The organism is Sphingomonas sp. Leaf343 (assembly GCF_001423765.1).
Lineage (GTDB): Bacteria > Pseudomonadota > Alphaproteobacteria > Sphingomonadales > Sphingomonadaceae > Sphingomonas.
In genome coordinates, this window is the sequence record NZ_LMPG01000014.1 from 295,397 (window position 1) to 312,556 (window position 17,160).

General features: G+C 65.3%; 16 protein-coding genes. 5 read left to right on the forward strand and 11 right to left on the reverse strand.

From position 1 onward, the window contains the following. Nucleotides 1-50: 50 nt before the first annotated feature. From carB to carA, 3 genes are read right to left on the reverse strand one after another with little or no spacing between them, the layout of a single operon-like run. Nucleotides 51-3,395 (reverse strand): carbamoyl-phosphate synthase large subunit, encoded by a 3,345-nt coding sequence (carB, locus tag ASG07_RS14175; protein ID WP_055848005.1) that lies wholly within the window; start codon nt 3,393-3,395, stop codon nt 51-53. Beyond that, nucleotides 3,395-3,709: a hypothetical protein gene (locus ASG07_RS17320; protein WP_156361885.1), complete on the reverse strand. Its 315-nt coding sequence runs from the start codon at nt 3,707-3,709 to the stop codon at nt 3,395-3,397. The genes carB and ASG07_RS17320 overlap by 1 nt, the downstream gene beginning before the upstream one ends. After that, nucleotides 3,706-4,863 (reverse strand): glutamine-hydrolyzing carbamoyl-phosphate synthase small subunit, encoded by a 1,158-nt coding sequence (gene carA / locus ASG07_RS14180; RefSeq protein WP_156361886.1) that lies wholly within the window; start codon nt 4,861-4,863, stop codon nt 3,706-3,708. Before carA ends, ASG07_RS17320 begins: the two co-directional genes overlap by 4 nt. Nucleotides 4,864-4,985: 122 nt before the next feature. Between carA and ASG07_RS14185 the strand changes: the two genes are divergently transcribed. The 4 genes from ASG07_RS14185 (at nt 4,986) to rpoD (ending at nt 9,803) form a co-directional block, all read left to right on the forward strand. Next, a complete protein-coding gene (locus tag ASG07_RS14185; RefSeq protein ID WP_055848012.1) occupies nt 4,986-5,453 on the forward strand; it encodes a GatB/YqeY domain-containing protein in 468 nt (155 codons plus the stop codon). Nucleotides 5,454-5,584: 131 nt separating this feature from the next. Then, nucleotides 5,585-5,914: a GIY-YIG nuclease family protein gene (locus ASG07_RS17025; protein ID WP_082474826.1), complete on the forward strand. Its 330-nt coding sequence runs from the start codon at nt 5,585-5,587 to the stop codon at nt 5,912-5,914. Then, entirely contained in the window at nt 5,911-7,770 is a 1,860-nt protein-coding gene (gene dnaG / locus ASG07_RS14190) for a DNA primase (protein ID WP_055848016.1), read from the forward strand. The genes ASG07_RS17025 and dnaG overlap by 4 nt, the downstream gene beginning before the upstream one ends. Further along, nucleotides 7,770-9,803, forward strand: coding sequence for an RNA polymerase sigma factor RpoD (gene rpoD, locus ASG07_RS14195; RefSeq protein ID WP_055848019.1), 2,034 nt, complete (start codon nt 7,770-7,772; stop codon nt 9,801-9,803). Before dnaG ends, rpoD begins: the two co-directional genes overlap by 1 nt. A 252-nt stretch (nt 9,804-10,055) precedes the next feature. On the opposite strand, the gene ASG07_RS14200 is transcribed toward rpoD, so the two are convergent. The 4 genes from ASG07_RS14200 to trmD form a co-directional block, all read right to left on the reverse strand. After that, nucleotides 10,056-11,270, reverse strand: coding sequence for a DUF418 domain-containing protein (locus ASG07_RS14200; protein ID WP_236694694.1), 1,215 nt, complete (start codon nt 11,268-11,270; stop codon nt 10,056-10,058). A gap of 10 nt (nt 11,271-11,280) precedes the next feature. After that, on the reverse strand, nt 11,281-12,639 hold the full coding sequence (locus ASG07_RS14205; protein ID WP_055848023.1) for a DUF418 domain-containing protein: 1,359 nt from the start codon (nt 12,637-12,639) through the stop codon (nt 11,281-11,283). Between the two features lie 115 nt (nt 12,640-12,754). Beyond that, entirely contained in the window at nt 12,755-13,147 is a 393-nt protein-coding gene (gene rplS / locus ASG07_RS14210) for a 50S ribosomal protein L19 (protein ID WP_055848026.1), read from the reverse strand. 2 nt (nt 13,148-13,149) lie between these two features. Then, on the reverse strand, nt 13,150-13,878 hold the full coding sequence (gene trmD, locus ASG07_RS14215; protein ID WP_055848031.1) for a tRNA (guanosine(37)-N1)-methyltransferase TrmD: 729 nt from the start codon (nt 13,876-13,878) through the stop codon (nt 13,150-13,152). A 124-nt stretch (nt 13,879-14,002) separates the two neighbouring features. On the opposite strand from trmD, the gene ASG07_RS14220 reads away from it, so the two are divergent. Continuing rightward, the gene (locus tag ASG07_RS14220) at nt 14,003-14,908 is read left to right on the forward strand and encodes an NAD(P)/FAD-dependent oxidoreductase (protein ID WP_055848034.1); all 906 of its coding nucleotides are present in this window, start codon (nt 14,003-14,005) and stop codon (nt 14,906-14,908) included. Between the two features lie 3 nt (nt 14,909-14,911). On the opposite strand, the gene ASG07_RS14225 is transcribed toward ASG07_RS14220, so the two are convergent. The 4 genes from ASG07_RS14225 to ASG07_RS14240 all read right to left on the reverse strand — a co-directional run bounded on the left by ASG07_RS14225 (nt 14,912) and on the right by ASG07_RS14240 (nt 17,040). Then, nucleotides 14,912-15,175: a hypothetical protein gene (locus ASG07_RS14225; RefSeq protein WP_055848036.1), complete on the reverse strand. Its 264-nt coding sequence runs from the start codon at nt 15,173-15,175 to the stop codon at nt 14,912-14,914. A gap of 95 nt (nt 15,176-15,270) precedes the next feature. Next, complete coding sequence (locus ASG07_RS14230; RefSeq protein ID WP_055848040.1) at nt 15,271-15,582, reverse strand: hypothetical protein; 312 nt, start codon at nt 15,580-15,582, stop codon at nt 15,271-15,273. Between the two features lie 115 nt (nt 15,583-15,697). Further along, nucleotides 15,698-16,159: a hypothetical protein gene (locus ASG07_RS14235; RefSeq protein WP_156361887.1), complete on the reverse strand. Its 462-nt coding sequence runs from the start codon at nt 16,157-16,159 to the stop codon at nt 15,698-15,700. Nucleotides 16,160-16,863: 704 nt separating this feature from the next. Beyond that, a complete protein-coding gene (locus ASG07_RS14240) occupies nt 16,864-17,040 on the reverse strand; it encodes a hypothetical protein (RefSeq protein ID WP_236694695.1) in 177 nt (58 codons plus the stop codon). Nucleotides 17,041-17,160 lie beyond the last annotated feature (120 nt).

Sequence of the window (17,160 nt, forward strand, 5' to 3'; positions counted from 1 at the left end):
CGGAGCGATCCCTTGGAATCGCCCGCACACGTCACGTCGTTATGTCCGGGTCAGTCGTGCGACTGCGAATAATAGGACTGAAGGGGCCTGACTTCAAGGACACCCCCGCCCGCGTCCTTCCTTGAGGCGAGGATCGCGCGCGCCGCTTCAACGCTGGCGGGCGCTGTCGTGAAGTACGGGATGCGCCCGGCTAAGGCCGCCTGACGGATCGGCTTGGAATCCTTGAGCGATTGCCAGCCTTCGGTGGTGTTGAAGATCAGGTCGATGCCACCGTCCGCGATCCGGTCGACGATATGCGGCCGGCCCTGCGCGACCTTGTTGACGCGCTCGACCGGTACGCCCGCGCGGGTCAGGTGATCGGCGGTGCCGTCGGTCGCGACGATCGTGAAACCGGCCTCCACCAGCGCCTCCACACCGGGCAGGATGTGTGCCTTGTCGCCCGGTTTGACGCTGACGAACACCGCGCCGCTGGTCGGCAGCACGGTCCCGGCACCCAATTGCGCCTTCGCGAACGCGGTCGTGAAATCCCCTGCAATTCCCATGACCTCGCCGGTGGATCGCATCTCCGGTGAGAGCACCGGATCGACTCCGGGAAAGCGCGAGAAGGGGAACACCGCCTCCTTGACCGCGACATGCGCGATGTTGCGGTCGATCCGGGGCAGATCGCGCAGCTTCTCGCCCGCCATCACGCGTGCTGCGATCTTCGCGATCGGCGTGCCGATCGCCTTAGCGACGAACGGCACGGTCCGGGATGCGCGCGGGTTGACCTCGATCAGATAAACCTTGCCGTCCTTCACCGCGAACTGGATGTTCATCAGCCCGACGACGGACAAGGCGCGCGCCAGCGCCTCCGTCTGCCGCTCGATCTCTCCGATGATATCGGCGGATAGGCTGTACGGCGGGATCGAGCAGGCGCTGTCGCCCGAATGGACGCCCGCCTCTTCGATGTGCTGCAACACGCCCGCGACCACGACATCGTCGCCGTCGCAGATCGCGTCGACATCGACCTCGATCGCATCGCGCAGATACTGGTCGATCAGAACTGGTGCGTCGCCGGATACTTGCACCGCAGTCTGGATATAATCGTCGAGCTGCGCCGGCCCCTCGACGATCTCCATCGCCCGCCCGCCCAGCACGAAGCTGGGCCGCATCAACACGGGATAGCCGACGCGTGCGGCGACGTTGATCGCCTCATCGCGGCTGCGCGCAATGCCGTTCGACGGCTGCAAAAGCTTCAACCGGTTGACCAGGGCCGCGAACTGCTCGCGATCCTCCGCCAGATCGATCGCCGCCGGCGACGTGCCGAGGATCGGGATGCCCGCCGCCTCCAGCGCCCGCGCCAGATTGAGCGGAGTCTGTCCGCCGAACTGCACGATCACCCCGACCAACTCGCCGCGCGATTTCTCGACGTCGAGGATCGCCAGCACGTCCTCCGCCGTCAGCGGCTCGAAATACAGGCGGTCGGACGTGTCGTAGTCGGTGCTGACCGTCTCCGGGTTGCAATTGACCATGATCGTCTCGAATCCGGCATCCGCCAGCGCGAAGCAGGCGTGGCAGCAGCAGTAATCGAATTCGATCCCCTGCCCGATCCGGTTCGGTCCGCCGCCCAGGATCACGATCTTGCGCCGATCGCTCGGCTGGCTCTCGTCCTCCGGCGCCCCGAACGTCGGAGCCTCGTAGGTCGAGTACATATACGGCGTCTTCGCGTCGAACTCGGCCGCGCAGGTGTCGATGCGCTTGAACACCGGACGCACGCCCAGCTTCAACCGATGCGCCCGAACCTCGTCCTCGGTGACCCCACCGGTCATCGCCTTCACGACCTCGTGGATCAGGCCCGACCCACGCGCGATGCCCCGGTTCATGCCGCGCAAATTGGCCGATTGCAGCGCCAGCCACGCCAGCCTTTTGTCGGAAAAGCCCATCGCCTTGAGGCGGCGCATACCCGGCGCGTCGATCGGCAGGCCGTTCGCCATTACCTCGGCCTCGGCCGCGACGATCTCCGCGATCCGCTCCAAAAACCACGGGTCGTATTTGGCGATCGCGTGAACCTCGGCGACGGTGAAGCCCTCGCGTAGAGCCTGCGCCGCGACCAGCAGCCGGTCGGGAGTTGCGGTGGCGAGCGCCGCCTCGATCTCGGCACGCGGTGCGCCGACCAGATGCGCGACCTCGTTGAAGCCCGACAGACCGCTCTCCAGCCCACGCAACGCCTTCTGCATCGACTCGTGGATATTGCGGCCGATCGCCATGACTTCGCCGACGCTCTTCATCGCGGTACCGAGTAGTGGCTCGCATCCCTTGAACTTCTCGAACGCGAAGCGCGGGATCTTGGTGACGACATAGTCGATCGTCGGTTCGAAGCTGGCTGGAGTCGCACCGGTGATGTCGTTCTCGATCTCGTCGAGCGTATAGCCGACCGCAAGCTTCGCCGCGACCTTGGCGATCGGGAAGCCAGTGGCCTTCGATGCGAGCGCCGACGACCGCGACACGCGCGGGTTCATCTCGATGACGATCAGGCGGCCGTCCTTTGGATTGACCGCGAACTGTACGTTGGAACCACCTGTTTCCACACCGATCTCGCGCAACACCGCGATCGATGCATTGCGCATGATCTGGTATTCCTTGTCGGTCAGCGTCAGCGCCGGCGCGACGGTGATGGAGTCGCCCGTATGGACGCCCATCGGATCGACATTCTCGATCGAGCAGATGATGATCGCGTTGTCCTTGCGGTCGCGCACCACCTCCATTTCATATTCCTTCCAACCGAGGAGGGATTCTTCGATCAGCACCTCTGTCGTCGGCGACAGGTCGAGCCCGTTGCGAACGATCTGAATGAACTCGGCGCGGTTGTACGCGATGCCGCCACCGGAACCGCCCATCGTGAAGCTCGGCCGGATGATCGCCGGCAGCCCGACCTTCTCCAGCCCCTCCAGCGCCTCCGCCTCGGTGTGTGCGATAGCCGAACGCGCGCTTTCCAGCCCGATCCGGTCCATCGCGTCGCGGAACTTCAGCCGATCCTCGGCCATGTCGATCGCATCGGCATCCGCACCGATCATCTGCACGCCGAACTTCTCCAGCGTCCCGTCGCGGAACAGCGCCAGCGCGGTGTTGAGCGCGGTCTGCCCGCCCATCGTCGGCAGGACCGCGTCGGGCCGCTCCTTCTCGATGATCTTCGCGACCACAGCGGGCGTGATCGGCTCCACATAGGTGGCGTCGGCCAGCTCGGGGTCGGTCATGATCGTGGCGGGGTTGGAATTGACGAGAACGATGCGATAGCCTTCCTCCTTTAGCGCCTTGATCGCCTGCGTGCCCGAATAATCGAACTCGCACGCCTGCCCGATGACGATCGGCCCCGCGCCGATGACGAGAATGGAGGAGATGTCGGTGCGTTTGGGCATTATTTCTGTTCCGCCTCACAGATCGGGGGATCGAATCTGCTGGTGAGATCAAGTTTCAGGGTCTGGGCGCGGTGAATTAATCCGGCGATCACGCTGTATCTCGCCGATGGATCGATGGTAAACGACAAGCGTCGTTTACCATCATGCACCTCATTGAGAACCACGACTGCCCATTCACCTAATGCTGTTGAACGGAGCAGGTCGTCGATGACGGGGGGAGAGCCAACAACGTCCCAGATTGCGCGGCTGTTCTGCGCGGCTGGCGATGCCGGATCGACGCAATGATGGATCGCCGGAGGAAACGCCGCGATCACGTCGGCGTTACCAGCGATCGTACGAACCGCTCGAACAGATAGAAACTATCCTGCGGTCCCGGCGACGCTTCCGGGTGATACTGCACGCTGAACGCGCGCCCGCCGTCCAGCTCCAGCCCGGCGTTCGAGCCGTCGAACAGCGACACGTGTGTCTCCGTCACACCGGCAGGCAGCGAGTCCCGCTCGACCGAAAAGCCGTGGTTCATGCTGGTGATTTCGACCGCGCCGTCGCTCAGCCGTTTGACCGGGTGGTTCGCGCCGCGATGCCCCTGGAACATCTTGGTCGTGATCGCGCCGACCGCCAGCCCGAGAAGCTGGTGCCCGAGGCAGATGCCGAACAGCGGCAGCTTCGTGTCGAGCAACTGCCGGATGACCGGCACCGCGTACTCGCCGGTCGCGGCGGGGTCGCCGGGGCCGTTCGAGAGGAAGATACCCTCCGGCTTCAGCGCCATGATCTCATCGAAACTGGCGGTCGCGGGCACCACCGACACCTTCGCTCCCGCATGAACGAGGTTGCGGAAGATGTTGTGCTTGCTACCGTAATCGATCGCGACGACGTGCGGGCGCGACTCCTCGCCGACCGCCTCGCCATAGCCGAAGCCCAGCCGCCAGACGCCGCCGCCCCAGCCGCCCTGCGTCTCGCGCGATACCGCCTTGGCGAGGTCCATGCCCTCCAGCCCCGGCCAGGCGCGCGCAATGCCCAGCAGCGCTTCGAGGTCGAACTCACCCGCCGCCGAATGCGCGATCACGCCGTTGGGCGCGCCGCCGGTGCGGATGCGGCGGGTCAGCGCGCGCGTGTCGATGCCGGCAAGGCCAATCCGTGCATGCCGGGCCATCCAGCCGTCCAGCCGCTCCATGCTGCGGAAGTTCGACGGCGCGGTCGGGTCCTCACGCACGATCATGCCGAGCGCATGCGGGCCGTCCGCCTCGACGTCATCGGGATTCGCGCCGACATTGCCGATGTGCGGGAAGGTGAAGGCGATCATCTGACCCGCGAAGGACGGGTCGGTCATGATCTCCTGATAGCCGGTCATCGCGGTGTGGAAGCACACTTCGCCGACCGCATGCCCCTCCGCACCGAAGCCGCGGCCCCACAGCACGTCGCCGCTGGCGAGCACCAGACAGCCGGTGGCCCCATCGGGTTTAGCGGGCATGACGAAAGGCGTGGGCTCGACCATGATGCGGCGGGCACTCCGTTGGTTGATCTACGATGTCGCTAAGCCCCGCCCGCTAAACTCGCCCACCCCTCCCGTCAATCTGCTATGGCCCCACCACCATGATTCGAGACGACATCAAACACGCCCAGATCGCCGCCATGAAGGCCGGCGACAAGGAATCCCGCGCCGCGATCGGCCTGATCCAGGCCGCGATCAAGAACCGCGACATCGAAGCCCGCGCGCCGCAGAGCCGCGAGGGCAAGGCCCCCGACGACGACGACGCCCTCGTCGTCGAGGTGCTGCAGAAGATGGTCAAGCAACGCCGCGAATCGATCGCGATGTACGAGACCGGCAACCGCCCCGAACTCGCCGCCGCGGAAGCCGCGGAAGTCGCGGTGATCGAACGCTTCCTGCCCACGCGCATGACGGACGAAGAGACGACCGCCGCGATCGAGGCGATCAAGGCCGATCTGGGCGCGAGCGGCATGAAGGACATGGGCCGCGTGATGGCCGAACTGAAGGCGCGCCACGCGGTGAGCCTGGACATGGCTAAGGCCAGCGGGCTGGTGAAGGCGGCGTTGGCGTAGGCATTTCTATCGATCGCTCCTCCCTCATCGGGAGGAGCAATCTCTCCCCCGTTCGTTCTGAGCTTGTCGAAGGACATGCCTCGAGCGCAAACATCTCGACCGAATCACGCCTCTGTGGCAGGCGGAGCGCAATGGTCTTCCGAGCGTATCTTCTCCGCTGTGGCGATGGCAGCTTCTACGCCGGTCACACGGACAATCTGGATGCGCGGGTTTCGCAGCACATGGCAAGGCGAAGCTGCGACTACACCGCCCGACGGCAGCCGATCACCTTTGCACGGGCACAGGACTTCCCGAGCCCGCTGGAAAGCGAAAGACGCATCAAGGGCTGGAGCCGCGCGAAGAAGGAAGCGCTGATCGCGGGCGATTGGGAACGAGTCGTCCAACTCTCCCGCTCGCGGGCTGCATGCCCTTCGACAGGCTCAGGACGAACGGAAGACGTGGCGATGAGCGTCGTCGCATGAGCCTGTCGCCCGCATTCCTCGACGAACTGCGTGCGCGCACGTCGCTGTCGGCGCTGATCGGCAAGACGACCAAGCTGCAAAAGGCCGGCCGCGAGATGCGCGGTTGCTGTCCGTTCCATAACGAGAAGACGCCCAGCTTCTACGTCAACGACGACAAGGGCTTCTACCACTGCTTCGGCTGCTCCGCGCATGGCGACGCGATCCGGTGGATGACAGACCAGCGCGGCCTGCCCTTCATCGATGCGGTCAAGGAACTGGCGCAGGCGGCGGGGCTGGAGATGCCCGCGCAGGACCGTCAGTCCGCGGAAAAGGCGGAGCGCGCCAAGGGCCTGCACGAAGCGATGGCGGACGCCGCCACCTGGTTCACGGAGCAACTTAACGGCCTGTCAGGGAACGATGCGCGTGCGCTGCTCGACCGGCGCGGCATCTCGCCAGAGACCGCGCGGACGTTCGGCATGGGGTTCGCGCCCGATTCGCGCGGGCGGCTCAAGACCGCGCTCAAGGATTACGGCGGTCCGCTGCTGGTCGAGGCCGGCATGCTGATCCAGGTGGAGGGCAAGGAGCCGTACGACCGGTTCCGTGGCCGCCTGATGATCCCGATCCGCGACGCGCGCGGCCGGACGATCGCGTTCGGCGGGCGGATCCTGGATCAGGGCGAGCCGAAATACCTCAACTCGCCCGACACGCCGCTCTTCGACAAGGGCCGCACGCTCTACAATCTCGATCGCGCCGCCCCCGCCGCGCGCAAGGCCGGCCGCGTGCTGGTGGTCGAGGGGTATATGGATGTGATTGCCCTGTCTCAGGCTGGCATCCACGAGGCCGTCGCCCCGCTCGGCACCGCGCTGACCGAGGCGCAGCTGGAGCGGCTGTGGCGGATGGTGGACGTGCCGATCCTGTGCTTCGACGGCGACGCCGCTGGGCAGAAGGCCGCGCTCAGGGCCGCGCATCGCGCGCTGCCGATGCTGGCACCGGGTCGCAGCCTGTCGTTCGTGACCCTGCCAGAGGGTCAGGACCCCGATGACCTCGTCAAGCAGGGTGGCCCAGCCGCGATGGAGGCGCTGCTCGCCAAGCCGGAGCCGCTGGTCGAACGGCTGTGGCAGAGCGAGGTCGCCGCCGAACCGCTCGACACGCCGGAGCAGCGCGCCGGCCTGAAGCGCCGCCTGTCCGATCTGGCGAACTCCATCGCTGATCCGAACGTGAAATCGGAATATCTCGCCGAATTCCGTCGCCGTGCCGACGCGCAGGTCACGCCGCAGCGCAAGCCGTTCGTGCCGTTCCAGCGCGGCAAGCAGCCGTGGCGGCCCGGTCCGCTTCCCGTGACCCAGGACGCGAAGGCGGTGCGCGCCGCCGGGATCGACCGCGTACTGGCGAAGGCGGTGCTCGCCGGCCTGATCCGGCATCCCGCGGAGATCGCACGCCATATGGAGGTGCTAGGCAGCCTGAAACTGGCTGACGGCGCGCTCGGCCGGCTGTTCGAGGCGGTGGTCGACGTCGCGCTGGAGGATCGCCAGCTTGATAGCGCGCGCCTCGTCACCATATTGGCACAATCCGGTTTCGAGGGGATCGCCAGCGATCTTCTCCGCGCCGACACGATGCCCTATTCGTTCACACGCAAGACGGCGGATGCGATCCGTATTCGGGAAGATCTCGATGAGGCGATCGCCATCCTGATCGCTCGGCCGGAGGTCGATGCACTGCTGGCCGAGGCGACCTCGGCGATGCAGGCGCGCTTCACCGACGAGGCGTTCGAGCGACAAGTGGCATTGGTTAGAGAGAAACAGGCGTTGGAATTGCGGCTTGCAAACCTATGTCAGGCGCACGAAGACGCCCGGTTATCGGGACCCGAGGGTAATTAATGGCGAAGTCGAACGGCAGCGGTGGTGATGATGGCGGCGTCGAGGTGACCGACGCGCCGCTCATCGATCTCAATGACGCCAATATCAAGAAGCTGATCGCCCGCGCGAAGAAGCGCGGCTACATCACCTACGACCAGCTCAACGAAGCTCTGCCGCAGGACCAGATGTCCTCCGACCAGCTCGAGGACGTGATGTCCGCGCTCAACGAAATGGGCGTGAACATCGTCGAGAACGAGGAAGCGGGCGAGGACGGCGAAACCGAGGAACGCGCGGACGACGGCGACGAGCCGGAGGCCGCGGAGGGCGAAACCCCCGACGCCGCACTGCCCGAAAAGAAAAAGGAAACGATCGATCGTACCGACGATCCGGTCCGCATGTACCTGCGCGAGATGGGGGCCGTGGAGCTCCTGTCGCGCGAGGGCGAGATCGCGATCGCCAAGCGGATCGAGGCCGGCCGGGACACGATGATCCTGGGCCTGTGCGAATCGCCGATTACCTTCAACGCGATCATCGACTGGTCGACCGCGCTCAACGAAGGCACGATGCAGCTACGCGAGATCCTCGATCTCGACGCGATGCTGTCCAAGGGGCCGTCGGCCGAGCAGGTCGAGGGTGCCGAGGACGAAGGCGACGAAATCAGCGAGAAGACCGCCGGCGCGTCGTTCAAGGAAGAGGAGGACGTCAAGGAAGAGGCGTCCGCCGACGACGAGGACGACCTGACCGAGCGTCGCACGCCGCGTCCGTCCGACGACGAGGAGGAGGATAACACCCTCAGCCTCGCGCAGATGGAGGAGCAGCTCAAGCCGATCGCGCTGGAGCGGTTCGCCAACATCACCGCGCTCTACAAGAAGTTCTCGAAGCTGCAGCAGTCACGGCTCGACTCGATGTCGGCCGGCGGCGACATGTCGGCCGCGGACGAGCGCAAGTACCAGAAGCTGCGCGAGGAGCTGACCGCCGAGGTCGAGAGCGTCCAGTTCCACAACGCTAAGATCGAATATCTCGTCGATCAGCTCTACGCCTTCAACCGTCGCCTGACCGCGCTCGGTGGCCAGATGCTGCGTCTGGCGGAGCGCCACAAGGTGCCGCGCAAGGACTTCCTCGACCGCTATGTCGGGCACGAGCTCGACGACACGTGGCTCCAGTCGCTCGGCAAGATGGACAAGAAGTGGTCCGCGTTCGTCGCCAACGAGAGCGAGTCGGTCGACCGCATCCGCAACGAGATCGGCGAGATCGCGCAGGCGACCGGCATGGCGCTCACCGAGTTCCGCCGGATCGTCAACATGGTCCAGAAGGGCGAGCGCGAGGCGCGCATCGCCAAGAAGGAAATGGTCGAGGCGAACCTGCGCCTCGTGATCTCGATCGCGAAGAAGTACACGAACCGCGGTCTTCAGTTCCTGGATCTGATCCAGGAGGGCAATATCGGCTTGATGAAGGCGGTCGACAAGTTCGAATACCGCCGCGGTTACAAGTTCAGCACCTATGCGACGTGGTGGATTCGTCAGGCGATCACTCGATCGATCGCGGATCAGGCGCGGACGATCCGCATCCCGGTTCATATGATCGAGACGATCAACAAGCTGGTCCGCACCAGCCGTCAGTTCCTCCACGAGCAGGGCCGTGAGCCGACCCCTGAAGAGATGGCGGAGCGCCTCTCGATGCCGCTCGAGAAGGTCCGCAAGGTGATGAAGATCGCCAAGGAGCCGATCTCCCTCGAAACGCCGATCGGCGACGAGGAGGACTCGCATCTGGGCGATTTCATTGAGGACAAGAATGCGGTGATTCCGGTGGATGCGGCGATCCAGGCGAACCTCAAGGAAACGGTCACCCGCGTCCTCGCCTCGCTTACGCCGCGCGAAGAGCGCGTGCTGCGCATGCGGTTCGGTATCGGCATGAACACTGACCACACGCTGGAAGAGGTCGGGCAGCAGTTCTCGGTCACCCGCGAACGCATCCGCCAAATCGAGGCGAAGGCGCTGCGCAAGCTCAAGCATCCCAGCCGCAGCCGCAAGATGCGCAGTTTCCTCGACCAGTAGTCTCTTCTCTTCCCTCTCCCCTCGGGAGAGGGAGGGAGGAGCGCAGCGACGGAAGGGTGAGGACGAGTACCCTCACCCCCGGCAAACAGTTGTGCGGCGAGACCAGGTTATCATTCGCTCATCGCGCCGAACCGTTCTGGCTGAGCTTGTCGAAGCCCACCCGACCGCAAGCGCTAATTCCCCAGGCCCTTCGACAGGCTCAGGGCGAACGGAGGGTAATTTGCGGGGCAGCCCCAATCCCCCCGTCCCCACCTACCGGAAGGGCAACCGCCGCCCCTCTGCCAGCGACCGCCACGCCCATTCGACCGGCGCAATCCGGAAGCGCGCGACCCACCAGTTCGCCGCCACCAGAAGCACCGCGTTCACCACCAGCGCGGTCGCCATCATCGCCGCCCACCCCTGCGTCCCGTACAGCCCCAGCGCGAACGGCGGATACAGCACCCACAGGCACAGCACCGACTGCACCATATACAGCGTCAGCGCCGTCCGCCCCGCCGCCGCGAACGGCCGCAACAGCCCCACGCCGACCGCCGTACCGAGCAGCAGGTGCAGCATCCCGATATGTCCCAGCGTCGTCGCCAGTCGCGAAACCTCGTACAGCATGTCGATCCCGCGCCCGACATCGCGCCCGGCCCACTCCTGCGCCACGCTCGCGATGCGGACTGGAAAGCCGATGCCATATCCGACCACCATCAGCGCCACATAAAACCGCCGTGAGCGCCCGCCCTGCAATACGCCCCAGCGATACAGCGCAGCCCCCACCAGCATCGTTCCCGCCGCCTCCAGAACCGTTTCGATCTCGCCCGCCGCCAGGACCGTCGCGGCGATCCCCCACAGAAAACCCGCCCATGCGCCGAAGTCATGCATCCGCGCCGCATCCTCCAGCGCGATATCGCGTGCATGGTCGATGACCGTCACCGCCGCCCCCGGGTCGATCAGCGCCACGCCGTTCGCGATCAACTCCGTCACCGTCAGCCACAGTCCGATCGCCAGCATCTGCCCCGGCTCCAGCCCCCGGAACCAGACGATCATCAGCGCTGCGATGGCATAGCTGTGCAGGATGTCACCCGGCCATAGCAGCACCAGCATGTGCACGATTCCGAAACCCAGCAGCACCAGATTGCGCCCGACATAGCGCCGCACCGCCGGCGTTTCGCCGATCGACCCCGCCGCGCGGTCGGTCAGGATTACCATGCCCGCCCCGAACAGCATCTCCAGCAACGCGCGTGCCGTCCCCTCCGCCAGCACCTCGCGCACCGCCCACACGCTGCGATCCACCAACGTCCAGCCGAAATGCCGAGGCTCCACCCAGGATGCCCAGAATGAACCTCCCATCTCGTTGATGTTCATGAACAATATGCCAAGGATCGCGACCCCGCGCAGCACGTCGAGCGACAGCAGCCGCGGCGCGCCATCGGGTTCGCTCCCCGCGATCGAAGGCTCGCCCGTCATCGCACCAGCCGTCATCGCACAGTCGCTACCCCGCACGCGCCTCCGCCGCAACGCCGCGGAATGGCATTCGCCGGCCCTCCGCCAGCGACCGCCACAGCCATTCGACCGGCGCGATCGGATAGCGGCGCAGATAGACGGTCGCCGCCCACAGCAGCGCCGCGTCGATCGCCAGCGCCGTCAGCATCAATGCGGCCCATCCCTGCGTCCCGAACACGCCGAGGCCGAATGGCGGATAGAGCAACCACAGGCACACCAACGTCTGCGCGATGTACAGCGTCAGCGCCGTCCGCCCCGCCGCCGCGAACGGCCTCAACCAGCGAGCCCCCGCACCCGTCTTCAGCAGCCAGCATACCAGCCCGACATGGCCCAGTGTCACCGCGATCCGGGCATATTCCTCGAACGCCCACAACAGCGTCACGCTGTCATCCAGTCGGCTGGTCCGCCACACCGTAATCACCCGCATGCCCAGCCCGATCGCGTACCAGCCGGTCGTCATTCGGCGATAGAAGGCGATGTCGCGCGCGCCCTGCAGGATGCCGAGCCGGAACAGCGCCGCACCGATCAGCATCACACTGCCCGCTTCCCACAGGACTGTCAGAACCGTCGTCGGCCGCGACGCACGCCGGACATACTCGCCGATCATCACCCCGCGCCATTCGGTGTAGCCGCCCGTGCGCGCCCGTAGTTCGGCCGCATGATCGCTCACCGTTTTTGCGACGAAGCCGTGCCATGAGCCGAGTCCGGCAATCGCCTTCTTCTCATCCATGGTCGGTGCGATACCCTGCGCATGGTGGAGGCCGGCGGAGGCGACCAGCACGTTCTCCTGCACCGCCCGCAACATCTTGGGCAATTCGTTGGCCGTCGACCAGGTCGCGAAGCTCAGCCCCAGCACGATCAGCCACCCCACCGGCAGCCGCCGCAACGGAAAGACGATCAGCGCCGCCAGTGCATAGCTGTGCAGCACGTCGCCCGGCCACAGCAGCACGAAGACGTGCACCATCCCGAACCCGAACAGCATGACGTTGCGCCAGTAATAGCGCCCGACCATCCGCCACCGTCCAATGCGATCCGCCATGCGCGTCGTCAGGATCACCATCCCCGCGCCGAACAGCATCTCCAGCAGCGCGCGCGCCGTGCCGGCCGCGAAGACCTGCCGCGCCCACCAGAAGACCTGATCGAGCGGCGTCCACCCGATCAGATCCGGCCGGGGCCCGTGCGAAGCCGCCATCGTCCCGCCCATCGAATTTATGTTCATGAACAGGATGCCGAGGATCGCGATCCCTCGCAGGATATCCAGCGTCGCGATACGCGGCGCGCCGTCCGGCTCCTCACGCACGGCCAATACCCCGACGACCGCGTCGGTCGCCACTATCCCCGTCGTCATGCCCCCGCTCCCCCGAACGAAGGCGACATCATGCGCCGCATCGGGGCAAAAGAAAAGGCGGCGGTCCCGTCTGGAACCACCGCCCGATCTGAAAGCCGGAAAAAGCTCGCCCGGCTTACTCGGCCGCTGCGGTGCCCTTGGCCGGACGCGTGTCGCGACGCTCGGCGATACGCGCCGACTTACCGGTGCGGCCACGCAGGTAGTAGAGCTTGGCGCGACGCACCGCACCCTTGCGCACGACGTCGATCGAATCGATGTTCGGCGAATACAGCGGGAAAACGCGCTCGACGCCCTCGCCGAAGCTGATCTTGCGGACGGTGAACGACGATCCCATGCCCTTGTTCGAACGCGCGATGCACACGCCTTCGTACGCCTGGACGCGGGTACGCTCGCCCTCGACCACGCGCACGCCGACGCGCAGCGTGTCGCCGGCGCGGAATTCGGGGATTGCGCGCTTCTCGGTCAGCTTCGCGATCTGCTCGGCTTCGATCTGCTGGATGATGTTCATATTCAATCGTCCTGTCGTCGCCGCGCGCCAGAGGGCGACTGGACCCGAGCACCCTCATGGCGCTCCCAAAGGTCCGGCCGCCGTAGCCGTGTATCGGTCTCGGCCTGTGACTTGCGCCACGCCGCGATCCGCGCATGATCCCCCGATCGCAGCACTTCGGGGATCGTGCGCCCTTCCCATTCATAGGGGCGGGTATAATGCGGATATTCGAGAAGGCCGCTTTCGAAGCTTTCCTCGTCCCCGCTGGAAGCCGCGCCCATTACGCCGGGGATCAGTCGAATGCAAGCGTCCAGCAGCACCAGCGCTCCCATCTCGCCCCCCGACAACACATAGTCGCCGATCGACACTTCCTCGATCGCCCGCGCCTGGAACAGCCGTTCGTCGAATCCCTCGAACCGACCGCACAGGATCGTCGCGCCCGGCCCCGCCGCCAGCGCCCGGACCCGGTCCTGCGTCAGCGGCGCACCCCGGGGCGTCATCGCCAGCACCGGTCGGTCATCGGCGACGCTGTCCAGCGCCGCCGCCACGACATCCGCGCGCAGCACCATCCCCGCGCCGCCCCCCGCCGGCGTATCGTCAACGGAGCGATGCCGGTCGGTGGCGAAATCCCTGATCTGGACCGCCTCCAGCGACCAGCGTTCCTCGCGCAGCGCTCGCCCGGCGATACTTGCGCCGAGCGGCCCGGGGAACATCTCGGGATACAGCGTCAGCACGGTTGCCGCGAACGTCATGCGAAGCTCGCCCGGCTGTTCAGAAAACGCCTGCGGTTGAACGGCTTCGCAGGAAAGTCGTTACTCATCCGTTCCTCCATCTATAGGAGGCACTAGGGCAAGGGCGAAGAACGAGGCAAGCCGCATGGACGACTGCATCATCGTGGGTGCCGGCCCCGCCGGCCTGACCGCCGCCATCTATCTCGCGCGCTTCCACCTGGGCATCCGCCTGTTCGACTCCGGCGACAGCCGCGCCGCCTGGATTCCGCGCACGCACAATCATGCGGGGTATCCGGACGGGATCGCCGGCCGCGACCTGCTTGGGCTGATGCTGCGTCAGGCCGAACTCTACGGCGCCGTCCGCGAGGAAGCGGTCGTCACCGCGATCGAACCGGTCGATGACGGCTTCGTGGTGCGTCTGGGCGACCGCCTTGCCCGGGCGCGGACCGTCCTGCTCGCCACCGGCGTCGTCAACAATCGCCCGAAGATGGATACCGCCCTGCACGACGAAGCGCTGAGCCGCGGCCTGCTCCGCTATTGCCCGATCTGCGACGGCTACGAAGTGACCGATCGCCGCGTCGGCATCGTCGGCAAGGGCAGCCACGGCATGAAGGAGGCGCTGTTCCTGCGCGGCTACACGCGCGACGTGACGCTGGTCAGCCCCGAAGCCGATCTCGACCTCGATCCCGCCTGCGAAGCGGCCCTCGACGCCGCCGGCATTACCCGCGTGCAAGGGCCCTGCGGCGGCTTCGCAGTCGAGGGCGCCCAGTTGGCGTTCGACACCGCCAGAGGCCGCATGCGCTTCGACAGCGTCTACCCGGCGCTCGGCTCCGTGATCCGCTCTGACCTCGCCGTCGCCGCAGGGGCGGGCGCGACCGGCGAAGGCTGTCTGGAGGTCGACGACCACCAGCGCACCACGCTGCCCGGCCTCTTCGCCGCCGGCGACGTGGTGAAGGGCCTCGACCAGATCAGCCACGCCATGGGCGAAGCCGGCGTCGCCGCCACGACGATCCGCAACCTGCTGGACGAACAGCGGCCGTTGCGGCGGTGAGGGTCAATCGCCGCATGCTTCGCCCTCCTCGTCGAGCAGCTTGGCCTCGACGCGTTTCCGACAAGCATCTTGCACCATGTGTTCGATGTCGAACAATGGATCGCGTCCCCGGTTGGTCTTACCATTGTCGGCGTTCGGGTCAGCCTGGAACAACGCTTCAGCATGTTCAGCGGTATCCATCAGGATCGCGTATCGCTCCTCACCGACCTTTCTTCGAACGACGCCGAACTTTCGGCAAGCTGCGGCGACGGTGCTGTTGCTCGGCATTTTTACTGATCCGGACAGACTTTTCGCCGCGGCCTGGCACCCAGAACCGCCGCATTTGGATGCGACTTTAAATCTACGATGCTCACGTCGCCTCTTCAGTCTCTCGCGTCACGCTGCGCCTCCAACTCGGCGAGCCTGACGGGATCATCGGCTGCGAGCGCCTCTTCCAGATACAAGCTATACGGTATGTCGCGCACCAACTCCCGTGCCTCGTCGCTGTAGTCTTCGGAGATTATCGCGAAAGCATCCACCAGTTCTCTGAGGAATCCCTTTTCCATCTCCTCGAGATGGCAGGCGAGGGATTCTATCATGTTCACAGCATTATCAGGATTGAGCTCTTCCTCGTCGCTCAGTTCCAGAAATACGTAGAACTCCGCGATAATGCTTGCAACCTGCCTGGCAATCATGGCTTCATGACCTTCACATGGATATTGGTGGCGTTCATCTTTCTGAACAGCTTCAAAGCCTTAATTTTCTGGGCAGCAGTTGGAACTGCCCATAATCCGATCAAATGATGTTCTGTCAATACCCCCGATTGTCGCAGGAGCTGAGCCCGCGCGCGGGGGGGGCATCGACCACTTTCATTTTCCGGTCGATCACATAATCGCCACGGACCCCGTCGAACTTCACCGGCCGTTTCGAACCATCCGCCATCGTCCGCATCAACGTCGGCGCCAGACCGGGACGCGCGCCGGTCGCCGCGTCGTTATAGGCTTTCCAAGGTTTCTTGGACTTCGTGGTTTCCTTGACCCAGCCGATCTGCGGCGGGTCGAAAGTCCTGCGCGGCCTTGCCACGCGAAGTCGGCGCAATGCTGCAACTCTGGAGAGCGTTGCTCCCGGCGCTGCCGCCAGTGCGACATTTCCAGCGACCGATCCGGTAAAACGACCAACGTCCCGCGCCGAGGCATTGGCCACCGCGCTTGCGGCGCGCGAAACCTGGATGCGAGCAGGCGTATCCTCCGCGAAGATCGCGGCATCGATCATGCTCGCAACCCCGCCGGCCGCGTCGCGGACGGTCGTCGCCGGACTCGTCGTGAGCGCCGAGCGGATGCCTTCCACTGCTCCTTTCCCGACGTCGGAAAGTCCTTCGCCAACACCCCCGAAGAATTCGCCGACGGGATTCGGCTGATCGCCAGGTGGCGTTCTGCCAATGTCGCAAGGCTTCGTCCTCGATGCGTCATGTCTCGCCGATCTCTGCCCTCCTGCCGACGAATCGGCTCGCGGCACCTTAATCTTCGGCGGTTTCGCGTTCTGCGTGTATACAGGTGTATTCAAGTCGAGCGTGCGACCGGCCCGTCCTGATGTGCCACGTCCTGCTGCACCGGCTGCGGCATCACTGCCCCCGCCGTAGCGGCTTCCCGCGCCCGCAAAGGTGAACCGCCCGTCGGTGGGATCATGCCACGGGTTGAATTTTAATTCGAGATTGCAGGTACCGGGTATTGGAGGCAACTTGCCCGTCCGCAGCCACCACGAAAACGCGTCCGACTGCCTTCCGCCAGATATTCCTGCCATGCCACAGCCCCCGTTGCCCAATGGAACAAATAGAGAACAGATTGCTCAAAAGTCAAGTTCACGACCCGGCACCCGCACCGGACAAGCAACCAGGCGGTTCTCCCACGATATTTCTACGTGAAGATGGTGCTCCACAGGGGACAAAGCTGGGCACTCAGATCATTAGAAAATAGCGATCAGTCGCCGGTGACCTCGCCCTCATCGTCCGGCAGTTCCTCTCGGACGCGCCGGTTGCGAACGTCCTTCAGCACGTCCTTCATCTCGAACAGCAACGCACGACCCTCGTCCGTCTTCCCGTTGGTGTCGTCCTGGTCGGCCGCAAATAGCGCCTTGGCCCGCACGGCCAGGTTCATCAGCGACGCATAGCGCTCCTGACGTGTTCCCCAAAGCTCTACCAGTCATAACTGGAGTCCGGGGTTAGTATGGTGCCCCTCGGGGCGGTGTTGCACAACCCGCCTGGCAGCATCGGCGGG